21 protein-coding genes and 2 pseudogenes are annotated in these 23,558 nt (G+C 71.3%); 10 read left to right on the forward strand and 13 right to left on the reverse strand.

Features of this window, described 5'->3' with window-relative positions:
• The 6 genes and pseudogenes from HPY23_RS18745 to truA all read left to right on the forward strand — a co-directional run.
• Nucleotides 1-541, forward strand: a pseudogene (locus HPY23_RS18745) (DNA polymerase III subunit gamma/tau); the annotation flags it as partial.
• 67 nt (nucleotides 542-608) lie between these two features.
• On the forward strand, nucleotides 609-929 hold the full coding sequence (locus HPY23_RS18750; protein WP_091888801.1) for a YbaB/EbfC family nucleoid-associated protein: 321 nt from the start codon (nucleotides 609-611) through the stop codon (nucleotides 927-929).
• 63 nt (nucleotides 930-992) lie between these two features.
• A complete protein-coding gene (gene recR / locus HPY23_RS18755; RefSeq protein WP_058620712.1) occupies nucleotides 993-1,598 on the forward strand; it encodes a recombination mediator RecR in 606 nt (201 codons plus the stop codon).
• A 106-nt stretch (nucleotides 1,599-1,704) separates the two neighbouring features.
• Nucleotides 1,705-2,220 carry a peptide deformylase gene (gene def, locus HPY23_RS18760; RefSeq protein ID WP_060848410.1) on the forward strand — a complete coding sequence of 172 codons (516 nt, stop codon included), beginning with the start codon at nucleotides 1,705-1,707 and terminating at the stop codon, nucleotides 2,218-2,220.
• Nucleotide 2,221: 1 nt separating this feature from the next.
• Nucleotides 2,222-3,154, forward strand: a complete 933-nt coding sequence (gene fmt / locus HPY23_RS18765; RefSeq protein ID WP_091888799.1) for a methionyl-tRNA formyltransferase — start codon at nucleotides 2,222-2,224, stop codon at nucleotides 3,152-3,154.
• Nucleotides 3,154-3,906, forward strand: a complete 753-nt coding sequence (truA, locus tag HPY23_RS18770) for a tRNA pseudouridine(38-40) synthase TruA (protein WP_060848408.1) — start codon at nucleotides 3,154-3,156, stop codon at nucleotides 3,904-3,906. Before fmt ends, truA begins: the two co-directional genes overlap by 1 nt.
• Nucleotides 3,907-4,487: 581 nt before the next feature.
• Here truA and HPY23_RS18775 read toward each other — a convergent pair.
• Both HPY23_RS18775 and dapE read right to left on the reverse strand, forming a co-directional pair.
• A complete protein-coding gene (locus HPY23_RS18775) occupies nucleotides 4,488-5,057 on the reverse strand; it encodes a hypothetical protein (protein WP_091888797.1) in 570 nt (189 codons plus the stop codon).
• 51 nt (nucleotides 5,058-5,108) lie between these two features.
• Nucleotides 5,109-6,305: a succinyl-diaminopimelate desuccinylase gene (dapE, locus tag HPY23_RS18780; RefSeq protein ID WP_091888795.1), complete on the reverse strand. Its 1,197-nt coding sequence runs from the start codon at nucleotides 6,303-6,305 to the stop codon at nucleotides 5,109-5,111.
• A gap of 114 nt (nucleotides 6,306-6,419) precedes the next feature.
• Here dapE and HPY23_RS18785 point away from each other — a divergent pair, with 114 nt between their 5' ends.
• A complete protein-coding gene (locus HPY23_RS18785; RefSeq protein ID WP_091888793.1) occupies nucleotides 6,420-7,199 on the forward strand; it encodes a HesA/MoeB/ThiF family protein in 780 nt (259 codons plus the stop codon).
• A gap of 18 nt (nucleotides 7,200-7,217) precedes the next feature.
• Here HPY23_RS18785 and HPY23_RS18790 read toward each other — a convergent pair whose 3' ends face one another.
• The 6 genes from HPY23_RS18790 to rpmI form a co-directional block, all read right to left on the reverse strand.
• Nucleotides 7,218-9,215, reverse strand: a complete 1,998-nt coding sequence (locus HPY23_RS18790; RefSeq protein WP_175540024.1) for a methyl-accepting chemotaxis protein — start codon at nucleotides 9,213-9,215, stop codon at nucleotides 7,218-7,220.
• A 385-nt stretch (nucleotides 9,216-9,600) separates the two neighbouring features.
• A complete protein-coding gene (locus tag HPY23_RS18795; RefSeq protein ID WP_091888791.1) occupies nucleotides 9,601-10,524 on the reverse strand; it encodes an SEC-C metal-binding domain-containing protein in 924 nt (307 codons plus the stop codon).
• A gap of 59 nt (nucleotides 10,525-10,583) precedes the next feature.
• Complete coding sequence (pheT, locus tag HPY23_RS18800) at nucleotides 10,584-13,007, reverse strand: phenylalanine--tRNA ligase subunit beta (protein ID WP_091888789.1); 2,424 nt, start codon at nucleotides 13,005-13,007, stop codon at nucleotides 10,584-10,586.
• Between the two features lie 122 nt (nucleotides 13,008-13,129).
• Nucleotides 13,130-14,212 carry a phenylalanine--tRNA ligase subunit alpha gene (gene pheS, locus HPY23_RS18805; RefSeq protein ID WP_060848400.1) on the reverse strand — a complete coding sequence of 361 codons (1,083 nt, stop codon included), beginning with the start codon at nucleotides 14,210-14,212 and terminating at the stop codon, nucleotides 13,130-13,132.
• Between the two features lie 167 nt (nucleotides 14,213-14,379).
• Entirely contained in the window at nucleotides 14,380-14,757 is a 378-nt protein-coding gene (gene rplT, locus HPY23_RS18810; RefSeq protein ID WP_048428158.1) for a 50S ribosomal protein L20, read from the reverse strand.
• Between the two features lie 66 nt (nucleotides 14,758-14,823).
• The gene (gene rpmI / locus HPY23_RS18815; protein ID WP_007561407.1) at nucleotides 14,824-15,027 is read right to left on the reverse strand and encodes a 50S ribosomal protein L35; all 204 of its coding nucleotides are present in this window, start codon (nucleotides 15,025-15,027) and stop codon (nucleotides 14,824-14,826) included.
• A 350-nt stretch (nucleotides 15,028-15,377) separates the two neighbouring features.
• Between rpmI and HPY23_RS18820 the strand changes: the two genes are divergently transcribed.
• Together HPY23_RS18820 and HPY23_RS18825 are read left to right on the forward strand one after the other, a co-directional pair.
• A complete protein-coding gene (locus HPY23_RS18820; protein WP_060848399.1) occupies nucleotides 15,378-16,508 on the forward strand; it encodes a glycosyltransferase family 4 protein in 1,131 nt (376 codons plus the stop codon).
• Between the two features lie 351 nt (nucleotides 16,509-16,859).
• Nucleotides 16,860-19,124 carry an amylo-alpha-1,6-glucosidase gene (locus HPY23_RS18825; protein ID WP_091888787.1) on the forward strand — a complete coding sequence of 755 codons (2,265 nt, stop codon included), beginning with the start codon at nucleotides 16,860-16,862 and terminating at the stop codon, nucleotides 19,122-19,124.
• Nucleotides 19,125-19,262: 138 nt separating this feature from the next.
• On the opposite strand, the gene infC is transcribed toward HPY23_RS18825, so the two are convergent.
• Together infC and HPY23_RS18835 are read right to left on the reverse strand one after the other, a co-directional pair.
• The gene (gene infC, locus HPY23_RS18830; protein ID WP_063920055.1) at nucleotides 19,263-19,784 is read right to left on the reverse strand and encodes a translation initiation factor IF-3; all 522 of its coding nucleotides are present in this window, start codon (nucleotides 19,782-19,784) and stop codon (nucleotides 19,263-19,265) included.
• Nucleotides 19,785-19,986: 202 nt separating this feature from the next.
• Nucleotides 19,987-21,219 (reverse strand): glycosyltransferase family 4 protein, encoded by a 1,233-nt coding sequence (locus HPY23_RS18835; RefSeq protein WP_091888785.1) that lies wholly within the window; start codon nucleotides 21,217-21,219, stop codon nucleotides 19,987-19,989.
• A 315-nt stretch (nucleotides 21,220-21,534) separates the two neighbouring features.
• On the opposite strand from HPY23_RS18835, the gene HPY23_RS18840 reads away from it, so the two are divergent.
• The gene (locus tag HPY23_RS18840) at nucleotides 21,535-22,266 is read left to right on the forward strand and encodes an alpha/beta hydrolase (protein WP_060848396.1); all 732 of its coding nucleotides are present in this window, start codon (nucleotides 21,535-21,537) and stop codon (nucleotides 22,264-22,266) included.
• A gap of 45 nt (nucleotides 22,267-22,311) precedes the next feature.
• On the opposite strand, the gene HPY23_RS18845 is transcribed toward HPY23_RS18840, so the two are convergent.
• The 3 genes and pseudogenes from HPY23_RS18845 to HPY23_RS18855 form a co-directional block, all read right to left on the reverse strand.
• Nucleotides 22,312-22,569 (reverse strand): BQ00720 family protein, encoded by a 258-nt coding sequence (locus tag HPY23_RS18845; RefSeq protein WP_060848395.1) that lies wholly within the window; start codon nucleotides 22,567-22,569, stop codon nucleotides 22,312-22,314.
• 91 nt (nucleotides 22,570-22,660) lie between these two features.
• Entirely contained in the window at nucleotides 22,661-23,095 is a 435-nt protein-coding gene (locus tag HPY23_RS18850; RefSeq protein ID WP_060848394.1) for an Hsp20 family protein, read from the reverse strand.
• 151 nt (nucleotides 23,096-23,246) lie between these two features.
• Nucleotides 23,247-23,558 (reverse strand): annotated as a pseudogene (locus tag HPY23_RS18855) (DUF2939 domain-containing protein); the annotation flags it as partial.

Below are 23,558 nucleotides of genomic sequence, written 5' to 3' on the forward strand. Positions count from 1 at the left end.
GGCGCGCGCCGAGATGCCGCCCGCGCCCGCCCCGGCCCCGGCGATGCCGCGCCCGACCCTGGTGCCGTCGGCGCCGGAGCCCCGGCCTGTCCCGCAGGCGGCGCCGAAGGCGGAGACCGGCCCGCGCCTGCGCCGGTTCGAGGATGTGGTGGCGCTCGCCGACGAGCGCCGCGACATCGGCCTCAAGATGGCGCTGGAGCGCGAGGCGCACCTGGTCCGGTTCGAGGACGGCCGGATCGAGCTGCGCCTCGCCGAGGGCGGACGGGCGACGCTGGCGACCGACCTCGCCAACGCGCTCCATGCCTGGACCGGCCGGCGCTGGGTGGTGGCCCTGTCGCAGGAGACCGGCGAGGCGACGCTCGACGCCCGGGCCAAGGCCGCGGTCGCGAGCCGCCACCAGGGCGCGGCGAGCCACCCGCTGGTCCAGGCGGTGCTCAAGAGCTTCCCGGGCGCCCAGATCGTCGACGTGCGCGACAAGGCCGCCGACCCGGCGGAGCCCGACGACATCCCGCCGCCGGATTCCGACGACCCGGACCTGTAGCCGGCGGGCCCTCGGCGCCCCACATCCCGTTCGACGTACTTCTCTCTCACACCGCGAGGACGCCGCCATGGACATCATGGGACTGATGAAGCAGGCCCAGGCCATGCAGCAGAAGATGGCCGACCTTCAGTCCGAGCTCGACGGCGTCCAGGTCACGGGCGCGTCGGGCGGCGGCTCCGTCTCGGTGACGATGACCGCGAAGGGCGACGTGAAGGGCCTCACCGTCGATCCCGCGCTGCTGGTGCCGGACGAGAAGGAGATCCTCGAGGACCTGATCGTCGCCGCCCTCAACGACGCCAAAGCCAAGGCCGAGCGGGCGGCCCAGGAGCGGATGCAGGACCTGACCAAGGGCCTGCCGCTGCCGCCCGGCATGAAGCTGCCGTTCTAGCTCCCTCCCCTCCCCCTTGTGGGGAGGGGAAACGGCCCCGTCCTCAAAGCAGGCCCAAGTTTCATGCCCCAGGCCGTCGCGGGTCCGGAGATCGAGCGGCTGATCCAGCTCCTGGCCCGCATGCCGGGCTTAGGGCCGCGCTCGGCCCGGCGGGCCGCCCTCCAGCTCATCAAGAAGCGCGAGACGCTGCTGGCGCCGCTCGCCGACGCCATGAAGGTCGCCTCCGACCGGATCGTCGTCTGCCACGAATGCGGCAACGTCGACACGCAGGATCCCTGCACGATCTGCCGCGACCAAAGCCGCGACCCCTCGATGCTGGTGGTGGTCGAGGACGTGTCGGACCTCTGGGCCCTGGAGCGCTCAGGCGCCGTGACGGCGCGCTACCACGTGCTCGGCGGCGTGCTCTCGGCGCTGGACGGGGTGCGGCCCGAGAACCTGAATCTCGGCCGCCTGGTCGAGCGGGTGAGCGCACCGGAGATGCGCGAGGTGATCCTGGCGCTCAACGCCACCGTCGACGGCCAGACCACCGCCCATTACGTCACCGAGCTCCTGACCCACCTGCCGATCAAGGTGACGCGGCTCGCCCACGGCGTGCCGGTCGGCGGCGAGCTCGACTACCTCGACGAGGGGACCCTGTCGGCAGCGATCCGGCAGCGCACGGCGTTCTGACCGCGCCGCCACATCGGGTTTGACCCCGGAGAGACGAATCCTTATCTCCCGGACACCTCACGGGCGCCGCTGCGGCGCCCGGCCCCCCGACTTTGCTGGCGCCCGAATGAGCATCCGTCCCCTCGTCATCCTGCCGGACGCGCGCCTGCGCGAGATCTCGGCGCCGGTCGGCACGATCACCGGCGACGTGCGGAAGCTCGCCGAGGACATGCTGGAGACGATGTACGACGCCCCCGGCGTCGGGCTGGCCGGCATCCAGATCGGCGAGGCGGTGCGCATCGTCACCATCGACACCTCTAAGGAGAAGGAGGACCGCAAGCCGCTCGTCCTCCTCGATCCCGAGATCGTCTGGTCATCGGAAGAGACCCGCCCCTACGAGGAGGGCTGCCTGTCGATCCCCGATTACTATGCCGAGGTGATCCGGCCCGACCGGGTGCGGGTCCGCTTCCGCACCCTCGACGGCGAGACCGTGGAGCAGGAGGCCGACGGGCTGCTGGCCACCTGCCTCCAGCACGAGATCGACCACCTCAACGGCGTGCTGTTCATCGACCACCTGTCGAAGCTCAAGCGCGATCGGGTGATGAAGAAGTTCGCCAAGGCGGCCAAGCGCGAAGCCGCCTGACATGCCGCTCAAGGTCGTGTTCATGGGCACCCCGGACTTCGCGGTGCCGACGCTGGCCGAGATCGTCGGCGGCGGCCACGAGGTCGTGGCGGTCTATACCCGCGCGCCGGCCCCTGCCGGCCGCGGCATGGCCCTGCGGCCCTCGCCGGTCCAGGCGCTCGCCGAGAAGTTCGGGCTCCCCGTGCTGACGCCGACGACCTTGCGCACCGAGGAGGCTGCGGAAACGTTTCGCGCCCACGGGGCCGACGTCGCCGTGGTGGTGGCCTACGGCATGATCCTGCCGCCCGCGATCCTCGACGCGCCGGCCCTGGGCTGCCTCAACCTCCACGCCTCCCTGCTGCCGCGCTGGCGCGGCGCCGCGCCGATCCAGCGCGCCGTGATGGCGGGCGACGAGGAGACCGGCGTCGCCGTGATGAAGATGGAGCCGGGCCTCGATACCGGCCCGGTCGGGATGCTGGAGCGGGTGGGCATCACCCCCGACATGACCGCCGGCGAGCTGCACGACCGTCTGATGCCGCTCGGCGCCGACCTGATGGCGCGGGCGCTCGGTGCGCTCGAGCGCGGCAACCTGCAGTTCCGGGCCCAGAACCCGGAGGGCATCGCCTACGCCCACAAGATCACCAACGAGGAAGCACGGCTCGACCTCTCGCAGCCGGCCAAGGACCTCTACGACCGGATCCGCGGCCTGTCGCCGTTCCCGGGCGCCTACCTGATGGCCGATCTCGGCCGCGGGCCGGAGCGGGTGAAGGTACTGCGGGCGCGCCGGGCGGAAGGCTCGGGCGAGCCCGGCACGCTACTCGACGCCGCCGGCACGGTCGCGTGCGGCGAGGGGGCCTTGCGGCTCGTCACGGTCCAGCCCGCCGGCAAGGGCGCGATGCCGTTCGAGGATTTTTCCCGTGGCCGACAGCTCGCCCCGGGCGCCCGCCTCGCCTGATGCCCCGCTACAAGCTCGTCGTCGAGTATGACGGCACCGCCTTCGCCGGCTGGCAGCGCCAGGCCGCCGACCGCTCGGTGCAGCAGGCGCTGGAGGAGGCCATCGCCCGCTTCGTCGGCGGACCGGTGCGGGTGCATTGCGCCGGGCGCACCGATGCCGGCGTGCACGCCACCCATCAGGTCGTCCATCTCGACCTCGACAAACCGTGGCGCACCGACACCGTGCGCGACGCCGCCAACGCCCACCTGCGCCCCGAGCCGGTGGCGGTGATCGCGGCCGCCGAGGTGGGCCCGGACTTCGACGCCCGCCACTCGGCGATCAAACGCCACTATCGCTACCGCATCCTCAACCGCCGCTCACCCCCGGCGCTCACCCGCGGCTTCGTCTGGCACGTGCCCTGGGCGCTGGATGCCGGCCTGATGCACGAGGCGGCGCAGCTGATGCTCGGCCGGCACGATTTCTCCGCCTTCCGGGCGGCGGAGTGCCAGGCCAACAGCCCGGTGCGCACCCTCGATCGGCTCGACGTGGCGCGGGAGGGCGAGGAGATCGTCGTCGTCACAGCGGCACGCTCGTTCCTGCACCATCAGGTCCGCGGCATGGTCGGCACTCTGATGCTCGCCGGCGGCGGGCGGCTTACGCCGCAGGGCGTGCGCGACGTCCTCGATTCCCGCGACCGCACCCGCTGCGGGCCGCTGGCGCCCTCGGGCGGGCTGACGTTGATCGGGGTGGATTATCCGGCGGACCTCGTCTGACCCAGCGTCATCGCGCCGCGTGTCCGGGTCCGACGTTTCTGACATCGTCGGCGATACGAGAGCCGGGCACCCGACCATGACCGCGGTTGCCTCCGGTACCTATGCCCTGGTCCGCCGTCTCAAGGCGTCCGGCCTGTCGGAGGATCAGGCCGAAGCGATCACGGGCGTGCTGAGGACGGGCGCGAAACGGATTCGGCTTTGCTCACGACCAAGGCCGACCTGCGGGAGACCGCGGCTGCGCTGCGGACCGACATGCGGGAAGACATCTCTGCGCTGAAGGCGGACCTGCGGGAGACCGAAGCTCGCCTGGACGCCAAAATCGCAGGTCTTTCCCACCAGAGCATTTTCCGACGAAGTGGAAACCGGTTCGTCGCAGAAAATGCGCCAAAACAAAGACTTGGAGAGCTTCGCGATTGCAACGCGATCGTGAAGTTATCTAGGCGGACCTCATCTCGGCCAATGTCGGAGCCGAGATGAAGCTCGGCACATCGGTCGCGGCCGGCATCGGTATCATGATCGCCGCCTTCCGCTACTTGCCGCCCGCCGGCCATTGAACGCTGCCGTCACGGCCTGGACTCCGCTTACACCAAAACGTGCGCCCCTGCGGCAAAGCCCAGGACGAGCCCGAAGCACGCGAGCGTGACCAGAGCCGCGATCGGCCCCGGCAGGCCGAGGATCGCCCGGGCGGCGCGGGCGTGCAGCCACAGCACCACCACCCCGAAGGCGGCGGCGTAGAGCTCCGCGAGGCCCGGTGTGGCGAGGCCGAGGAGCAGCAGGCAGCCCGGCAGGGCCAGCACCGTCAGCCCCGCCGCCAGGCACCAGTTGGTGACGACCACGAAGGGCACGTAGGCCCGGGTCCGGCCGAGACGGCGCAGGACCGCGATCATCGCCACCGGCACCGCGAGGAACCCCGCGACGATCCCGGCGACCGCCGCCAGGGTGACGTGGTCGAGCTGAAAGAGCGCAGTGCCGGTCCCGCGCTCCAGGGCGAGCGCCACCGTGACCGCCGGGGCGGTGAGCCAGACCGCCCCGAAGGAGCGCCAGAAGCCGCGCTCGCTCACGTCGAAATGGCGCAGGGCGTCGGGCCGGCAGCCGATCAGCCCGGCGGTGCCGCGCAGCGAGCGGGCCACCTCGTCAGCACTCAGGAACATCGGCGGCCTCCGGGATCGAGGCCGCCAGATTCAACTTTCGTCTAAGACCGGTCAAGCCTGTCGCTGCGTCGCAGCATCCTCGGGGAAATAGGCGTCGAGCACCCGCCCGACGATCGCCGCCAGCCGATCGAGGTCGGCGATCGCCACCCGCTCGTCGACCTGGTGCATCGTCCGCCCGACGAGGCCGAACTCGATCACCGGGCAGGCATCCTTGATGAAGCGCGCGTCCGAGGTGCCGCCGGTGGTCGAGAGGGCCGGCCGGCGGCCGGTCTCGGCCTCGATCGCATCCGCCACCTGCTCGACGAAGGCGTCGGGCTGCGTGAGGAAGGCGACGGAGTTGGTCGGGCGGACGTCGAGGCTGTAGCGCACCGCGTTGCCGGCGGCGGCGGCCAGGCGTCGCTCCAGCTCGGCGGCCAGGGTCTCGGGCGTCCAGAGGTCGTTGAAGCGGATGTTGAAGGTCGCCCGCGCCTCGGCCGGAATCACGTTGGTTGCCGGATTGCCGACATCCATCGTGGTGAATTCGAGGTTCGAGGCGTCGAAATGCGCCGTTCCCGCATCGAGCGGTTCGGCGAGCAGCCCCTGCGCCAGGCGCAGGAGGCCGGGAATCGGGTTCTCGGCCCGGTGCGGATAGGCGACGTGGCCCTGGACCCCGTGCACCATCAGGTTCGCGGTGAGCGAGCCGCGCCGGCCGATCTTGATCATCTCGCCGAGCGCGTCCGGGTTGGTCGGCTCGCCCAGCAGGCAGTGGGCGAAAAGCTCGCCCCGCGCCCGCGCCCAGTCGAGGAGCTTGACGGTGCCGTTCACCGCCGGCCCCTCCTCGTCGCCGGTGATCAGGAACGCGACGGCGCCGCCGAAATCCGGCCCGCGCCGGCCGAGAAAGGCCAGCACCGCCGCCAGCATGCAGGCGATGCCGCCCTTCATGTCGACCGCGCCGCGGCCGAACAGCTCGCCGCCCTCGATGACGCCCTCGAACGGGTCGTGGCGCCAGGCCGAGGCGTCGCCCGGCGGCACCACGTCGGTATGGCCGGCAAACAGCAGGCACGGCCCCTCGCCGAGGCGGGCGTAGAGGTTCTCGATGTCGGGCGTGCCCGGCTCCGAGAAGACCGGCCGCTCGACCGTGAACCCGGCCGCGGCCAGGATCTCCGCCAGGTAGGCGAGCGCCCCGCCCTCCTGCGGCGTCACGGAGGGGCAGCGGATCAGCCCCTGGGCCAGGGCGAGGGGAGAATGGGCATCGGTCACGGGGCGCATCCGCAGAAAGGCGAGGAGTGGATCGCCGCGAGCCCTAGCGCCGAACGCCGCGCGTGAGAACCGCGCATCCCGGGGGGCCTTCCCCGCGCCCCGCCTCTCGCTTAACCAGGGCCCATGACCGCGCTCAGCCCCGACGAGATCGAACGCTACGCCCGCCACATCGTGCTGCGGGAGGTCGGCGGCCCCGGCCAGGTCCGGCTCAAGGCGGCCCGGGTGCTGGTGATCGGCGCCGGCGGCCTCGGCGCGCCGCTGATCCAATACCTCGCCGCCGCCGGCATCGGCACGATCGGGCTCGTTGACGACGACACGGTCTCGCTCTCGAACCTCCAGCGCCAGGTGATCCACGGCACGCCGGATCTCGGCCGGCCGAAGGTCGAGAGCGCGGCGGAGGCCATCGCGCGGCTCAATCCGAACGTCCGGGTCGAGACCCACGCCCTGCGGCTGAACCCCGAGAACGCCGAGGGGCTGATCGCCGGCTACGACCTCGTCGCCGACGGCTCGGACAACTTCGCCACCCGCTACGCCGTCTCGGATGCCTGCTACCGGGCCGGCCGGCCGCTGGTGACCGCGGCGCTCGGCCAGTTCGACGGCTCGCTCACCACGATCCGGGCCCACGAGACCGGAGCCGACGGCCGGCCGAACCCGACCTATCGCTGCCTCTTCCCGAGCCCGCCGCCCGCGGGCTCCGTGCCGACCTGCGCCGAGGCCGGGGTGCTCGGCGCGCTCGCCGGCCTGATGGGATCGCTGATGGCGCTGGAGGTGATCCGCGCCGTCGCGGGCTTCGGCGAGCCGCTGGTCGGACGCCTGCTGATGGTCGACGCCCGCTCCCTGCGCTTCGAGACCCTGTCCTACGCCTGGGACCCGGGCAACCCGCTGAGCGGGACGGACCGGTAGGCCCGCCCCGCGCCGTCCTCACGCCGCCCGGATCTCGCCCAGGAAGCCGTCGACCTCCTGCTTGACGGTCAGCGACTGGGTCGCCAGCTCGGCGGCGGCCGAGAGCACCTGGGAGGCAGCGCCGCCGGTCTGGTCGGCGAGCGACCGCACGCGGGCGACGCTCGACGAGACGTCCTGGGTGCCGCGGGCCGCCTCGGAGGCGTTGCGGGAGATCTCGGCGGTCGCCGCCGTCTGCTCCACCACCGTCGCCGCGATGGCGCCGCTGATCTCGTTCAATGCCGCGATCGTGCCGCCGATCTGCCGGATGGCGGTGGTCGCCTGATCGGTGGCGGCCTGGATCGCCGCGATCTGGCCGCCGATCTCCTCGGTCGCCCGCGCCGTCTGGCCGGCGAGCTCCTTCACTTCCGCGGCGACCACCGCGAAGCCGCGGCCGGCGTCACCGGCGCGGGCCGCCTCGATGGTGGCGTTGAGCGCCAGGAGGTTGGTCTGGGAGGCGATGGCCGAGATCGTCGTGACGGCGGCCCCGATCTGGGTCGCGGCATTGCCGAGGCTCGCCATGGCGCCGTTGGTGGCCGCGGCCTCGTGGGCGGCGTGGCCGGCGACCTCGCGCGACTGGATCACCTGGCGCTCGATCTCGCGCAGGGATGCGACCATCTCCTCGGCGGCGGCCGCGACGGTCTGGACGTTGGCGGAGGTCTCCTCGGCGGCGGCGCTGGAGGCGACCGCCTGGGCGTTGGTGCCGTCGGCGACCTGGTTCATCGAGCGGGCGGTGGCGTCGAGCTCGGTGGCGGCCGAGGTCACGATCCCGAGCGAACCGGCGACCCGCTGCTGGAACGCGGCGACGAGGGCGTCGACCCGGTCGGCGCGGCGCTGGCGGGCGGAGGCCTGCGCCGCCTGGTCGGCCTCGAGCTCGAGCCGCGCGATCGCGTTCTGGCGGAATACCTCGACGGCGCGGGCCATCTCGCCCATCTCGTCGGTCGCGTCCTGGGACGGGACCGCGACGGCGGTCTCCCCGGCGGCCAGGCGGCTCATCGCGCGGGTCATGCCGGAGATCGGGCGGGTGATGCCGCGGGCGATCAGGATCGCGAGCGCGAGGCTGATCGCCAGGATCACGCCGAGGAGCCCGGCCTGCACCCGCTTGGCGGAGTCCATCGTCTCGCTGCTGCGGGCCGCGACCTCCTGGAGCGCGGCATCGAGCTTGCCGCGCACGACGCCGCCGGCGGCGGCGATCGCCTCGGCCTGGGGCTTCAGGGTCCGCTCGTAGAGGGCCTCGCTCTCCAGGATCGCCGCGGCCGCCGCGGTGATGTGGCGGTTGAGGCGATGGAGCGTTTCCTCCACGGCCCCGAGGTCGCGCCGCTGCGCCGGGCTGAGGTCGAGGGTCTTCAGCTTCGCGATCGTCGCCTCGGCGCTGGTGAACTGCGCGGCCGAGAGCGCGCGGGTCTTCGGATCGGTGGTGGCGAGGAAGCGCCAGTTCATCACGCGGAACAGCAGCAGGGTCCGCTCGATCTCCACCGCCTGGACGAGGACCGCGTCGTCGCCGCCCGCGCGCAGCTGGGCGACGAGGGTGCCCGAGGCCTTGGTCAGGTCGTCGCCGGAGGTGTAGACGCCGGCCTTGTTCTCGCGGATCTGCACGCCGAGGGCGGCGAACCGCGGCATCTCGGCGATGAGGCGGTTCGCCTGGTCGCGCAGGCCGGCATAGAGGACGCGCCGATCCTCCGAGAGCGCCCGCTGCATCAGCCCCTCGGCGAGCTGCGCGACGTCCGACAGGCTCGCCTGCATCCCGGCCGCCATCTCGTCGGTCTGGGTCGTGCGGTACTTCAGGCTCTGGGCCGCGAAGCGGTCGGTCAGGCCGTTCAGCGTGTAGAGTTCGCGCGCCGCCTGCTCGAGCTGCGCCTTCTGCGTGAACAGATCGTCGAGGCTGTCGGTCTGCCGATACGAGAAACCGCCCATCACCGCGACCAGCACCGCCAAGAGCGCGAAACCGCCGTACAGTCGCGCACGCAGGGGAATTCTCATCGGATCGTCCGTCCCATCGACCACTACAATCGAATGGACGTTACGGCACATTCCGGAACGTTTCGTAAATGTGTCGCAAGCTGCAACAAATGAACAGCGACGTTTCAAACCATGACTAAATCATCGCGCGAGACTGCCGCGACATCAATTCGCCGGACGAGGCGGCCGGCACGGCGCGCGAGACCGAGCATCTGCGGGATGAGAACGAATATCCGCCAGTCACGTCCCTGCCTCATATCAGGGCAGAATGCATAAAATATGATCCGCCGCCGGAGCAAGTCATTCCCGCAGCGGTTGTCATGACATGGCAAGACCGGTTGGTCCGCGTCGCGCGGCGCCGGCGGGGTACCGCCGGGGCGCGACGGCAGTCTGGACCCGCCAGCGGTCAGCGCCCCGGCGGCAGCGGCGGCAGGGCCGCGAATCCCTGCTCGACCTTGTCGAGGCAGCACTTCTTGAACTTCTTGCCGCTGCCGCAGGGACAGGGATCGTTGCGGCCGACGTCGCGGTAGGGATTGCGCTCGGGGATCGGAAAACCGTCCTCGTCGAGGTCGGGCTGGAAGGTCTGTGCGCCCTCGCGGGTGTGGGCGAGCACCCCGACCGGGTCGTCGAGATGGCCGATCAGCAGGTCGTCGAAGCGCGCGCGACTCTTCGGCCGCAGGCGGGCCTCCTTCAGGGTCTCCTGCACCGTCTCCCAGTCGATGACGTTGCCGGCGTTGCGGCCGTCCTTGCGCGCCGCCTTGAGGCGGGGAACGAGGTCGTCGAAGCCGATCAGCGAGACCGCGTCCTCCCAGCCCTGCCAGACCTCCTCGGCCTCGGGCGGGGCCAGACGCTCGGTATCGAACCGGACCAGGAAGGCCTTGGCCGCCTCACGGTCGATGCGCCCGTCGACGGTGAGCAGCGCCAGCGCGTGGAAAAGCTGCATCCGGGCGATGCCGACCGGCGCCTCGCCGCCGATCGCCGCCAGCAGTCCCTCGGCATCGCCCTCGAACGAGCCGATGACGAGGCACGCGAGGGTATTCGGGTAATCCTCGCCGAGCGCCGCCGCGATCGCGTCGTCGTCGCGGCGCAGGAGGCGCATCAGCGGCTGATGGATGCGGGTGTCGCGGGCCGAGGCCAGGACGTGGATGCCCCAGAACAGCAGGCTGCGCTCGGGCTCGGTCAGCGCCTCGCCCTCGCGGTCGGCGGCCTGGTCGAGGATCGCCAGGACCGGCTCGGCGATCGAGCCAGGCGCCGCCAGCGCCCGCTCCATCGCCTTCTCCGGCAGGTAGGTCGCCGCCGAGAGCTCCCGGACCAGATCGGTGTCCACCATGCCCGCCTCCTCGTTCCTGCCGCCCGGCGGCGCGGGGCGCGCCGCCGGCTTGGTCGGGCTCAGCCCCGCAGCGTCGCGCCGGTCTTGCGCGCCACCTCTGCGACGATCTTCTGGCTCACCGCCTCGATCTCGGCATCGGTGAGGGTGCGGTCGGTCGGCTGGAGCCGCACTGCCACGGCGACGGACTTCTGGTCCTCGCCGATTCCCGCGCCCTCGTAGACGTCGAACACCTCGATGCCCGTCACGAGATTGCGCTCGGCGGCTTGCGCCGCCTTGAGGATGTCGCCCGCCGCCACGCTCCGGGAGACCACGAATGCGAAGTCGCGGGTCAGCGGCTGGAAGTCCGGCAGGGTGGCGGCCGGCTTCATCTTGGTCGGCCGGTGCTTCGGCAACGGCAGGGCGTCCAGCGTGATTTCGCAGACCACCACCGGGCCCTTGATGTCGAGGGCCTTGAGCACCCGCGGGTGCAGCTCACCGAAGAACCCGACCTGGTTGCGCGGCCCGAACTGGAGCGTGCCGGAGCGGCCGGGATGCAGCCAGTCCGGCCCGCCGGCCACGACCTGGAGGCCGCCGGTCGGCACGCCGAGGGAGGTGAGCAGCGCCAGCGCGTCGGCCTTGGCCTCGAAGGCGTCGACGGGCTTTGCCGCGCCGTCCCAGTGCCGGCCGGCGCCGCCGTGACGGGCGGAGCCGCGGCGGAGCGCGGTCGCCTTGGTGGTCTGGCCCTCCGGCTGGTCGGAGGCGAAGCACTGCCCGACCTCGAACAGGGCGACGTCGCCATAGCCGCGGTCGGCGTTGCGCTGCGCGGCGCGGGCGAGGCCCGGTACCAGGCTCGGGCGCATGTCCGAGAGGTCGGCGGCGATGGGATTGGCCAGCGCCAGTTCCGGCTTGCCGCCGCCGAACAGGGTGGCGTCGTCATGCGCGATGAACGACCAGGTCACCGCCTCGACGAGGCCGCGGGCAGCGAATTCGCGCTTGGCCTGCCGGGTGCGCTTCTGCATCACCGTCAGCACCGGGCGGATCACCGTCGCGTCGATCCGCGGCAGCGGTTTGGGCTCGATCCGGTCGAGGCCGGCGATGCGCACGATCTCCTCGACGAGATCGGCCTTGCCCTCGACGTCGGGGCGCCAGGACGGCGAGAGCACCTTGGCGCGATCCCCCGAGCCGGCGACGTGGAAGCCGAGCGATTCCAGCGTCACCTTCATCTCGGGCCGCGGCAGGTCGAGGCCGGACAGCCGGCGCACCTCGGTCCATGGGAAGTCGATGATGCGGTCGGTGTCCGGCACCTCGCCCGAGACGGTGGACTGGCTCGGGGTACCGCCGCACAGGTCGAGCACGAGCTTCGTCGCCAGATCGAGCCCCGGCAGGGCGAAGGCCGGATCGACCCCGCGCTCGAACCGGTAGCGGGCGTCGGTGACGATGCCGAGGCGGCGACCGGTGCGGGCGATGGTGAGCGGGTCCCACAGGGCCGACTCGATCAGCACGTCGGTCGTGCCCTCGTCGCAGCCGGAATGCTCGCCCCCCATGATGCCGGCGATCGACTCGACGCCGGCCTCGTCGGCGATGACGATCGCGTTGTCGTCGAGCCGATAGGTCCGCCCGTCGAGGGCCACGATCTCTTCGCCGTCGCGGGCGCGCCGCACGGTGAGGGCGCCCTTCACCTTGGCGGCGTCGAAGACGTGCAGCGGCCGGCCGCGGTCGAAGGTGACGTAGTTGGTGATGTCGACGAGCGCATTGATCGGCCGCAGGCCGATCGCGGTCAGGCGCCGGCGCATCCATTCGGGCGACGGACCGTTCTTGACGCCGCGGACCAGCCGGAGGCCGAAGAGCGGGCAGAGATGCGCGTCCTCCGGCGCGAAGTCGCGGGTGACGGCGACCGGGCAGGCCCCCTCCCCCTTGACCGGCGCCAGCTGCCCGCGCTTGAGCGTGCCGATGCCGGCCGCCGCGAGGTCGCGGGCGATGCCGTGGATGCCGGTGCAGTCGGGGCGGTTCGGCGTCAGGTTGATCTCGATCACCGGGTCGTCGAGCCCGGCGAAGGCCGCGTAGGCCTGGCCGACGGCGGCGTCGGCCGGGAGGTCCAGGATGCCGTCGTGGTCGTCCGACAGGCCGAGCTCGGAGCCCGAGCACAGCATGCCGCGGCTCTCGACGCCGCGGATCACGCCCACCGACAGGGTGATGTTCTTGCCCGGCACGTAGGTGCCGGGGGGCGCGAACACGGTCTTCATGCCGGCCCGCGCGTTCGGCGCGCCGCAGACCACCTGCACGGGCGCGCCCTCGCCGGTGTCGACAGTGCAGACCCGCAGCCGGTCGGCGTTCGGGTGCTGCTCGGCGGTGAGCACGGCGGCGATGCGGTAGGCGGCGAGCGCCTCCGCCTTGTCCTCGACGCGCTCGACCTCCAGCCCGATGCGGGTCAGCGTCTCGACGATCACGTCGAGGGAAGCGTCGGTGTCGAGGTGGTCCTTGAGCCAGGAGAGGGTGAATTTCATGGGGCTAAACCTCTCGGCTCAGGCGAGCCGGGTCTTCGTGATGCGGAGGGCGGTCGGGCACGAAGACGGGCATCACCGGGAGCGACCCGGCCCGCCCGTCACCGGAGGCGAAGCGGATGCGCTCAGCCGGTCAGGCCGCCGACCAGGCTCGGGATGTCGAGGGGACGGAAGCCGTAATGCTCGAGCCAGCGGACATCCGCCTCGAAGAACGGGCGCAGGTCCGGCATGCCGTATTTGAGCATCGCGATCCGGTCGATGCCCATGCCCCAGGCAAAGCCCTGGACCGAGTCCGGGTCGAGGCCGCAATTGCGCAGCACGTTCGGGTGGACCATGCCGCAGCCGAGGATCTCGAGCCAGTCGTCGCCCTCGCCGAAGCGGATCTCGCCGCCCTTGCGCGAGCACTGGATGTCGACCTCGGCCGACGGCTCGGTGAAGGGGAAGAACGACGGCCGGAAGCGCATCTTGACGCTGTCGACCTCGAAGAACGCCTTGCAGAACTCTTCCAGGACCCACTTCAGGTGGGCGATGTTCGCCTGCTTGTCGATCACCAGGCCCTCGACCTGGTGGAACATCGGGGTATGGGTCTGGTCGGAATCGTGCCGGTAGGTGCGGCCCGGGCAGATCACCCGGATCGGCGGCTGCACGGAGCGCATGGTGCGAACCTGCACCGGCGAGGTGTGGGTGCGCAGGAGCTTGCGCTTCCCGTCCCGGTCGGGCCGCAGGAAGAAGGTGTCGTGCATCTCCCGGGCCGGATGGCCCTCGGGGAAGTTGAGCGCCGTGAAGTTGAGGTCGTCGGTCTCGACGTCGGGCCCTTCCGCGATCGAGAAGCCCATGTCGCCGAAGATTGCCGTGATCTCGTCCATCACCTGGGTGATCGGGTGGATGCGCCCGCGCGTCTCCGGCCCCTCGCGCACCGGCAGCGTCACGTCGATCCGCTCGGCGGCGAGACGCGCGGTCAGCGCGGCCTCCGCCAGCGTCTCGCGCCGCGACTGGATCGCGCCCTGGACCTTGTCGCGCAGGCCGTTGATCAGCGGGCCCTGCTCCTTGCGCGCCTCGGGCGACATGGCGCCCAGAGTCTTCAGCAGCTCGGAGACGGCGCCCTTCTTGCCGAGGGCGGCGACGCGCACGCCCTCGAGCGCGGCCTCGTCGGCGGCATGGGCGACCTGGGCGAGGAGATCGGTTTCGAGGCTGGTGAGATCGGTCATGGTCTGCTCAATCGGGCTCGCGGATGCCCTGCAACGCGCCGCCCCGCCCCGTCAACCCGGGGCGCCGGAAACGACCCGCGCAACGCAAAACGGCCCGCGCGGGCGGGCCGTGATGGTGGTCTCTTCGAAGGGCCCGCGCGAGGGTGCCGGCCCGGGAGGCGACCGCGTTAGGCCGCCTTGACGAGCTCGGCCGGCAGGGCCGACTTGGCCTTCTCGACCACGGCGACGAAGGCCGCCGGCTCGTGAATGGCGAGCTCGGAGAGCGCCTTGCGGTCGACCTGCACGCCGGCCTTGGCCAGGCCGTCGATGAAGCGCGAGTAGGTCAGGCCGTGCGGACGGACCGCGGCGTTGATGCGCTGGATCCATAGGGCGCGGAAGTTGCGCTTCTTGTTCTTACGATCGCGGTAGGCATACTGCATGCCCTTCTCGACCGCCTGCTTGGCGATCCGGATCGTATTCTTGCGCCGGCCGTAATAGCCCTTGGCGGCCTTGAAAACCTTCTTGTGCTTGGCGTGGCTGGTCACGCCGCGCTTGACGCGGGCCATGGTGATCTCCTGGGATGTCTACGAAACAGATGCGGGACGAAGCGTCTTCTTTGTCGAAGCCGGTTCTCAGCGGGCGTTCGGCAGGAAGTACTTCTTCACGTTGGCGGCATCGCCCTCGAACAGGGTGGTCGTGCCGCGCAGGTTGCGGATCTGCTTCGTGGTCCGCTTGATCATGCCGTGGCGCTTGCCGGCCTGGGCGTACATGACCTTGCCGGTCCCGGTGATCTTGAAGCGCTTCTTGGCGCCCGACTTGGTCTTCAGCTTGGGCATTTTGCTCTCCTGACGCGAACTCCACCTCCCGAGTCCCGCCACGGGGCGGATCCCGACGATCGTCGATCGATCGATGGTGGAGCGACACGAACCGCCACGGCAGCCCTCACGGCCGGGCGGTTCAGCGAGGTGCGTGCCATAGCAGGGACCGCGGCGTCACGCAATCGTCGCGGCGGCGACGACCGTCTCCTGTGTGTGGCGGGAACAGAGCCCGGCTCGCCCTGGCGTTGTGCGCCGCACCGGAACAATAAGCTCCGGTGCGCGGTTTCGTTCATGTGCCGCTCAGGCCCCATCCTGCTTGATCCCCGCCAACGTTGATCCGCCCGTTTGGCGTCTCAGGAGATTTCCTCGTGCGCATTGCCCAGGTAGCCCCCCTCGCGGAGGCCGTTCCGCCGAAGTTCTACGGCGGCACCGAGCGTGTCGTGTCGTGGCTCACCGAGGAGCTGGTCCGCCAGGGCCACGACGTCACGCTGTTCGCGAGCGGCGACTCGGAGACGAGCGCCAAGCTGGTCGCTTGCTGCCCGGAGGGCCTGCGGCTCGCCGGCATCCGCGACCACGTCGCCAGCCACCTCGCCATGCTCTACCACCTGCGCCGGCGGGCGGACGAGTTCGACGTCATCCACTTCCACATTGACCTCCTGCAGTACCCGCTGTTCGAGGAGTTCAACCACAAGTGCGTCACCACCCTGCACGGGCGGCTCGACGTGCCGGACTTCATGCCGGTCTACCGGACCTTCACGGGCATGCCGCTCGTGTCGATCTCCGACCACCAGCGCGGGCCGATGCCCGGGAACGCCAACTGGCTCCAGACCATCCATCACGGCCTGCCGGCGGAGAATTGCCGCTTCTCGCCCAACCCGAAGGACGGCGGCTACCTCGCCTTCCTCGGCCGCATCTCGCCCGAGAAGCGCCCGGACCGCGCGATCGAGATCGCCAAGGCCTCCGGCGTGAAGCTGAAGATCGCCGCCAAGGTCGACAAGGCCGACCAGGAATACTGGGACGAGGTCATCGAGCCGATGACCCATCACCCGCTGATCGAGTATATCGGCGAGATCAACGAGGACCAGAAGCACGAATTCCTCGGCAACGCCCTGGCGCTCGCCTTCCCGATCGACTGGCCGGAGCCCTTCGGCCTGGTGATGATCGAGGCGATGTCGGCCGGCACCCCGGTGATCGCGTGGCGCAACGGCTCCGTGCCGGAGGTCATCAAGGACGGCGTCTCGGGCGTCGTGGTCGAGTCGATGGACGAGGCCATCGCCGCGGTCGAGACCTGCAAGGCGATGAGCCGCGAGGGCGTGCGCCGCTACTTCGAGACCCGCTTCACCGCGAGCGTCATGGCCCGCTCCTACGTCGCCGCCTACGAGTCGCTGCTCGCCGGCGACCTCGACGCGATCAAGATCCCGGGCCTGACGATCGGTGCCCCGGCCGCCCTCAACGGGGCGACCAACGGCGTCTCCCACCCGGTGCTGCGCGCGGTCTGATCCGCCCGGCGACGTTCTGACGACGACGAGGCCCGGTCCCCGCGAGGGGGCCGGGCCTTTGCCTTGCGCGATGCATCGCCGGCCGGTGCGGCCGGAGCGTTTGCCGCACGGCTGTCCGGGACGGAAGCGTGCTGCCCGAAATCCGTGCCGAACCCGCGCCGCATCCCCCTGGCGCCCGCCGCACGATGGCCCACATTCGCTCTAGCGTGGGGTCCGACCCGCGAATCGCCGCGGGTCCCGCCTCCCGCTGCCGTCCGGGCGCTCCGCCCGGAGCCCCGAGACCTCGCCCCGATCCCCGCGACGCCCCGCCCCGCGTCGCGCAGCGAAGACCCCAGGAGTGAAGCTGTGCCGATGGTCGCGACCGCCCCCGACGACGAGACGCTGCCGCAATACCACATCGAGGCCCAGACCTCGCTGGTGGAGCGCCAGCTGCGTTCGCTCAAGCACGGCGACGCCTTCGCGGTGCTCGACAGCTACGGCGACATCGGCGTCTTCCCGGGGCCCGAGGGGCTGTACTTCCAGGACACGCGCTTCCTGTCGCGGCTGGAGCTGACCGTCGAGGGCCAGCGGCCGATGCTGCTCGGCTCCGTGGTGCAGGACGACAACGGTGCCCTCTCGGTCGACCTGACGACGCCGGACATCCGGCTCGACGCCAACGACGAGACCAGCATCCCGCGCGAGATCATCGCGCTGGAGCGGACCAAGTTTCTCTTCCGCGGCACCTGCTACGACCGCATCGGCCTGCGCAACTACGACACCAAGCCCCGCCATCTGCGCGTGTCCCTGAGCTTCGACGCCGACTTTCGCGACCTGTTCGAGGTCCGCGGCAGCGACCGGGCGCATCGCGGCAAGCGCAGCGTCGAGGTGACGGCCGCCGACGAGGTGACGTTCACCTATGACGGGCTCGACGCGCGGCGGCGCACCACGCGCCTGCGCTTCGGCCCCAAGCCGGCGCGGCTCGAGGCGAACAAGGCCGAGTTCGAGGTCAAGCTCGCCCCCGGCGGGCGGGCCTCGATCTTCGTGCGGGCGATCTGCGACACGGTCGATCTCGGCCGCGAGGGCGAGGCGGTGATCGGCAGCGCGCTCCCGTTCACCCACGCGGCCTACCCGAACCCGCGCCGCGAGGAGGGCCACCCGAAGGGCGAGGGCATGACCTTCGCGCTCGCCTACCGCGACGCGCGGCGCGACCTGCGCAAGGCCACCGCCAACATCACCACGATCGAGAGCTCGAACGACCAGTTCAACGAGGCCGCCTGCCGGGCGACGGCCGACCTCTACATGCTCTTGAGCCGCACGCCGAACGGCATCTACCCCTATGCGGGCATCCCCTGGTACAGCACGGTCTTCGGGCGCGACGGCATCATCACCGCCATGATGACGCTGTGGATCGACCCGGAGATCGCCAAGGGCGTGCTGCGTCACCTCGCGGCGACGCAGGCGACCACCGTCGATCCGGCCGCCGACGCCCAGCCCGGCAAGGTGCTGCACGAGACCCGCAACGGCGAGATGGCGATCCTCGGCGAGGTGCCGTTCAAGCTCTATTACGGCACCATCGACGCGACGCCGCTCTTCGTGATGCTGGCCGGGCAGTACTACGAGCAGACCGGCGACCAGGCGACGGTCGAGAAGATCTGGCCGAATATCCTGGCGGCGCTCAACTGGATCGACGAGTACGGCGACCGGGACAAGGACGGCTTCGTCGAATACGCCCGCGAGACCGAGAAGGGCCTGGCCAACCAGGGCTGGAAGGACAGCCACGATTCGATCTTCCACGCCGACGGCCGGATGGCGCAGGGGCCGATCGCGCTGTGCGAGGTCCAGGGCTACGTCTACGCCGCCAAGAAGGGTGCGGCGAAACTCGCGGCGCTGATGGGCGACCAGGCGCTCTCCGAGCGGCTGAAGGGCGAGGCCGAGCGGCTGCGCAAGGCCTTCGACGAAAAGTTCTGGCTGCCGGAGATCGGCACCTACGCCATCGCGCTCGACGGCGAGAAGCGCCCCTGCGCGGTGCGCTCCTCGAATGCCGGCCACGCGCTGTTCACCGGCATCGCCTATCCGGAGCGGGCCGAGAGCGTCGCCGCGGTGCTGATGTCGAAGGACGGGTTCAACGGCTGGGGCGTGCGCACCATCGCGGTCGGCGAGGCGCGCTACAACCCGATGTCGTACCACAACGGCTCGATCTGGCCGCACGACAACGCGCTCGTCGCTCTCGGCCTCGCCCGCTACGGCCTGAAGGCGGAAGCCGCGCGGGTGTTCGAGGGTCAGCACGGCGCCTCGCTCTACCAGGAGGGGCGGCGCCTGCCGGAGCTGTTCTGCGGCTTCATCCAGCGCAAGCAGCGCGGGCCGACGAACTATCCCGTCGCCTGCAGCCCGCAGGCCTGGGCGGCGGCCGCGCCCTTCGCGTTCCTGGCGGCCTGCCTCGGGCTGGAGCTGCGCCACGACCGCAACCGGATCCGCTTCCGCGACCCGATCCTGCCGTCCTTCCTCGACGACGTGCTGATCCGCAACCTGAAGCTCGGCGACAGCCACGTCGACCTGCTGCTGCACCGCCACGGCCAGGACGTGACCGTCAACGTGGTGCGCCGGACCGGCGACGCGCAGGTGGTGCTGCTGAAGTAGCCCGCAAAAAAGCGATGGGCCGGGACATGCCCGGCCCTTCGATGCTCCCCGCGCGGGTTCTCCGAAGGAGACGCCCGCGCCCGGAGCGGTCAACCGATCCCGGCCGCGCGAGACGCGCGGCGAGGCGCCGTGCGCTGGTTAGCGCGGCGCCAGGATCATGATCATCTGGCGGCCTTCGAGCTGCGGCTCGCTCTCCACCTTGGCGATCTCCTGCGTCTCGGCCTTCACGCGCTCGAGCAGGCGCAGACCCAGGTCCTGGTGCGCCATCTCGCGACCGCGGAAGCGGAGCGTCACCTTGACCTTGTCGCCTTCCTCGAAGAACCGTTGCACGGCCTTCATCTTGACTTCGTAGTCGTGCTTGTCGATGCCGGGCCGGAGCTTGATCTCCTTGACCTCGACGGTCTTCTGCCGCTTGCGCGCCTCGGCCTGCTTCTTCTGCTCGTTGAAGCGGAAGCGGCCGTAGTCGAGAAGCTTGCAGACCGGAGGCACGGAGTTCGGCGCGATCTCGACGAGGTCGAGGCCTGCTTCCTCGGCGACCTGCAGCGCTTCGAAGAAGCCCATGACGCCGCGGTTCTGCCCGGTATCGTCGATGAGCTGCACCTCGCGGACGCCGCGGATGTCCCGGTTCGCGCGCGGCCCGTCCTTCTGCGGGGCCGGCATGGCTCTCATAGGTCTGCGAATGGCTTCAATCTCCTCAGTCACGTCGTCCGGCGGCGGCCCGCGGGCCGCATCCCCCTGAGGGGCGGCCCCGAACCACCGCGCGGGCATACTCGGGTGTACACTAGCACCTTGGCGAGATCGCCCGGTTTGTCAACTCGCGGCAGGCGGACTTGGTTGCGGCCCGGTTTCCCGCCACCCGCGGCTACCTCCCCTCCCCTGCCGGTGCCGCGCCGAGGAGCTCGGCGTAGATCGCCAGGGTGTCGGCGAGCATCATTTCCAGCGAGAAATGCGCCTCGACGTGGCGGCGGGCGCGGCGCACCAGGGCGTCGCGGGCGCTGGCGCCGAGGCGCAGGGCATCCGCGAGGGCGCCGGCGAGTGCCTGGGAGTCGCCGGCCGGCACGCGCCAGCCGGTGCGCTCGGAGGCCTGCACCTCCGGGGGCGCGAGCACGGTCTCGGGCACGGCGCCGAGATCCGAGACCACGACCGGCGTGCCGAGCGCCTGGGCCTCGACCGCCGCGCGGCCGAAGGCCTCCGGCTCGGTCGAGGGCACCGCCACCACCGAGGCGGCCCGGTAGGCCGCCGGCATGTCGCTGCAATGGCCGACGCGCTTGACCTGGTCCGAGAGGCCGTGGGCGGCGATCATCGCGTCGAGCTCGCGCAGGTAGCCGGTGCGCCCCTGAGGATCGCCGGCGAGCACCACCGTGAAGTCGCCGAGGCCCTGGGCGCGCATCGCGGCGGCGGCCTCGATCAGCACGCGGTGGCCCTTCCAGGCGGTGAGGCGGGCGGCGAGCAGCACCACCCGCTCGTGCGGGGCGACGCCCCAGGCCCGGCGCAGGGCCTCGACCCGCTGCGGCGCGACCTGGCCGGGCGTGAAGGCGGACAGGTCGGTGCCGCGATGGATCACCCGCACCCGGTCGCCGGCCACCTGCGGAAAGAGCCTGCGGATCGCGTCGGCGGTGAAGTGCGAGTTGGCGATCACCACGTCGCCCCGCGCCATCACCGAGTTGTAGAGGAGCTTGGCCGGCGAGCGGCCGGCATAGCTGCCGTGATAGGTGGTGACGAAGGGCAGGCCGAGGCGGCGCGCCGCCCCGAGCGCGACCCAGGCGGGAGCGCGGGAGCGGGCATGGATCAGCTCGACCCCCTCCGCCCGGCAGATGCGGGCGAGCCGTCCGACGTTGACCGCCATCGCGAACGGGTTCTTGCTGCGGGCCGGGAACGGCACCCAGGCGCCGCCCTTGGCCTGCAGCTCACCGACGAGGCGGCCGCCCTCGGTGGCGACCAGCGCCCGGGCGCCCGCCGCGGCGAGGGCCGCCGCCACGTCGACGGCGGTGCGCTCGGCGCCGCCGGCGTCGAGCTCCGGGATGATCTGCAGCACGGTGCGGCCGGCCAACGGGTGGCTCGCGGCCGGGAACGGCGTGGCCTGGCTCGACGGCATGGGACTCCGGGTCAGGGTTCTGATCGCAGCGCTCGCGGCATGACGGTGCCTGCTCCACGCAGGAAGTGAGGGTGCGCCGACGGCCGCCGGTGTAGAAGCTGCCGGACACGATCCGCACCGGGACGATGGGTCAAAGTCGCCCGACCCCGTTGCGGATCGGTAAACCTTGGGCGCCGCCCGTCCGTGACCAGGGCGGCGGCCGGAATAGCGGGGATAACACCGATGCAGGACGCCAAATCGCGAACCGTACCGGGAACCATTGCGGGATCGACGTCGGAGGCGACCCCGGGAGTGCCCTTGCCTGTCCCCGCCACGATGCTGAATGTGCGGGGGCGCCGCCTCGCCACCCTGGTGCGCCCCGGCGCCGGGCCGCCGGTGGTGTGGCTCGGCGGGTTCCGCTCGGACATGCGCGCCAGCAAGGCCGAGGCGCTCGACGCCTGGGCGGCGGCGCGGGGCCGGGCCTTCGTGCGCTTCGACTATACCGGCCACGGCGAGTCGGACGGCGCCTTCGCCGATTGCACGATCTCGGACTGGCTCGCCGACGCCGAGGTCGTCGTGGCCGCCCTGGCGCCCGAGCGCCCGATCCTGGTCGGCTCCTCGATGGGCGGCTGGATCGCGCTGCTCGCCGCCGCTCGGGTGAAGCCGTCGGGGCTGGTGCTGATCGCGCCGGCCACCGACTTCACCGAGGCGCTGATGTGGGCGCAGTTTCCCGAGGCGATCCGCCGGCAGGTGATGGAGGACGGGGTGTGGCAGCGCGAGTCGCAATACTCGCCCGAGCCGACACCGGTGACCCGCGCCCTGATCGAGGACGGGCGGCGCCACCTGATGCTGGACCGGCCGATCGACCCGGGCTGCCCGGTGCATATCCTGCAGGGCATGGCCGACCCGGACGTGCCCTGGACCCACGCGATGCGGCTCGTCGAGCGGCTGCCCGAGACGGGCGTGGTCGTGACCCTGATCAAGGAGGGCGACCACCGCCTCTCCGGCCCGGCCGACCTCGACCGCCTGGTCGCGGCGGTCGAGGGGATCGCGCCGCGGACCGCATAGCCCGCGCGGAAGGCCGTCGCGCCCGCGGCGGCCTTTTGGACTTCGCTAATGGACGCTCATCGCCTGGAGGTCGTGCGCCCAAGCATTGGCGAAGGCCGCGTCGCGGCTGTCGGTGAGCAGGATCGGCGCGCCGCTCGCGGACAGGAGGGCGAACAAGTCGAGGCCGGGGGTGAGGTCCGGCGCCTCGGGGAAGAGGCGCTTGACCTCCTCCGAGCGCATGGCGCGGACATAGGCCACATGGCCCTCGCCGAGCGCCGCGAGCGCCGACGGGTCGAGGTCGGGATTCAGGGTGGTGTCGGACATGATGCGCCCTCCTCTCAAAGGCGGCAGGACGGTACCGGCCGAGAGAGCCCCGAAGCGGCTGGCCGGTACGATGAAGACGATATGGGGACGGTCAGTCGCCGTCGCGCGCGCCGATGTCGATCCGTCGCACGATGCGTTCGGGCTCGGGCCGGGCGAGGTCGATCGACAGGAGGCCGTTCGACAGGTCGGCCCCCAGCACCTCCATGCCGTCGGCGAGCAGGAAGGCGCGCTGGAACTGCCGGGCGGCGATGCCCCGGTGCAGGAAGGTCCGGCTCTTGTCGTCGGCCTGGCGGCCGCGGACGATGAGCTGGCTCTCCTCGAGGGTCACGTCGAGCTGGTCGCGGGTGAAGCCCGCCACCGCGAGCGTGATCCTGAGCCGCTCCGGCTCGCGCTCGGTGCGGGGCAGGCGCTCGATGTTGTAGGGCGGGTATCCGTCGTTGGCCGCCTTGGCGACGCGGTCGAGCGCCTGCTCGATCTCGTCGAAGCCCAGGAGGAACGGATGCCCGAACGGCGAAGGACGCGTCATGGTCTCGGCGAAGCCCTGTTGCGAGAGGCACTTCGGTCAATCCGGGCCCGCCAGCGCAGCACCCGTCGAGGCCGACCGCAACTCCGCCGGCCCGGAACCAGATATGAGGAGGGGCATCCGGCGCATCAAGGGGATGCGCCGGCCGTGAGCCTCAGCGCTGCATCGCACCGGTGAGCCGCTGGCTGATGCGTTCGCGCAGGGCCGAGGGCAGCTCGAGGTCGACGAGGCGCCAGGTCCAGCCGCGCAGGCGAAGGCGCAGGCGGAAGCGGTTCTCGAGCGGCCGGTCGGGCGGGTAGCTCACCACCATCCCGCGAAATCCCCGCGGCTCGGACGAGCGGAAGAGCGAGAAGAGCTGCGACAGGGTCGAGGCGTGCAGGCCGAGGCCCGCGCCCCGCCGCCCCGCCTCGCCGGTCGTCGCCGGCACGCCCGGGTCGCGGGCGGCCTGGTCGGGCGCGGCCTCGCC

Source organism: Methylobacterium ajmalii, from assembly GCF_016613415.1.
Classification (GTDB): Bacteria; Pseudomonadota; Alphaproteobacteria; order Rhizobiales; family Beijerinckiaceae; genus Methylobacterium; species Methylobacterium ajmalii.

Coding starts and splice junctions, on each gene's coding strand:
- HPY23_RS18750 (WP_091888801.1), top strand. CDS start 609: ATGGACATCATGGGACTGATGAAGCAGGCCCAGGCCATGCAGCAGAAG.
- recR (WP_058620712.1), top strand. CDS start 993: ATGCCCCAGGCCGTCGCGGGTCCGGAGATCGAGCGGCTGATCCAGCTC.
- def (WP_060848410.1), top strand. CDS start 1,705: ATGAGCATCCGTCCCCTCGTCATCCTGCCGGACGCGCGCCTGCGCGAG.
- fmt (WP_091888799.1), top strand. CDS start 2,222: ATGCCGCTCAAGGTCGTGTTCATGGGCACCCCGGACTTCGCGGTGCCG.
- truA (WP_060848408.1), top strand. CDS start 3,154: ATGCCCCGCTACAAGCTCGTCGTCGAGTATGACGGCACCGCCTTCGCC.
- HPY23_RS18775 (WP_091888797.1), bottom strand. CDS start 5,057: ATGTTCCTGAGTGCTGACGAGGTGGCCCGCTCGCTGCGCGGCACCGCC.
- dapE (WP_091888795.1), bottom strand. CDS start 6,305: ATGCGCCCCGTGACCGATGCCCATTCTCCCCTCGCCCTGGCCCAGGGG.
- HPY23_RS18785 (WP_091888793.1), top strand. CDS start 6,420: ATGACCGCGCTCAGCCCCGACGAGATCGAACGCTACGCCCGCCACATC.
- HPY23_RS18790 (WP_175540024.1), bottom strand. CDS start 9,215: ATGAGAATTCCCCTGCGTGCGCGACTGTACGGCGGTTTCGCGCTCTTG.
- HPY23_RS18795 (WP_091888791.1), bottom strand. CDS start 10,524: ATGGTGGACACCGATCTGGTCCGGGAGCTCTCGGCGGCGACCTACCTG.
- pheT (WP_091888789.1), bottom strand. CDS start 13,007: ATGAAATTCACCCTCTCCTGGCTCAAGGACCACCTCGACACCGACGCT.
- pheS (WP_060848400.1), bottom strand. CDS start 14,212: ATGACCGATCTCACCAGCCTCGAAACCGATCTCCTCGCCCAGGTCGCC.
- rplT (WP_048428158.1), bottom strand. CDS start 14,757: ATGGCCCGCGTCAAGCGCGGCGTGACCAGCCACGCCAAGCACAAGAAG.
- rpmI (WP_007561407.1), bottom strand. CDS start 15,027: ATGCCCAAGCTGAAGACCAAGTCGGGCGCCAAGAAGCGCTTCAAGATC.
- HPY23_RS18825 (WP_091888787.1), top strand. CDS start 16,860: ATGGTCGCGACCGCCCCCGACGACGAGACGCTGCCGCAATACCACATC.
- infC (WP_063920055.1), bottom strand. CDS start 19,784: ATGCCGGCCCCGCAGAAGGACGGGCCGCGCGCGAACCGGGACATCCGC.
- HPY23_RS18835 (WP_091888785.1), bottom strand. CDS start 21,219: ATGCCGTCGAGCCAGGCCACGCCGTTCCCGGCCGCGAGCCACCCGTTG.
- HPY23_RS18840 (WP_060848396.1), top strand. CDS start 21,535: ATGCTGAATGTGCGGGGGCGCCGCCTCGCCACCCTGGTGCGCCCCGGC.
- HPY23_RS18845 (WP_060848395.1), bottom strand. CDS start 22,569: ATGTCCGACACCACCCTGAATCCCGACCTCGACCCGTCGGCGCTCGCG.
- HPY23_RS18850 (WP_060848394.1), bottom strand. CDS start 23,095: ATGACGCGTCCTTCGCCGTTCGGGCATCCGTTCCTCCTGGGCTTCGAC.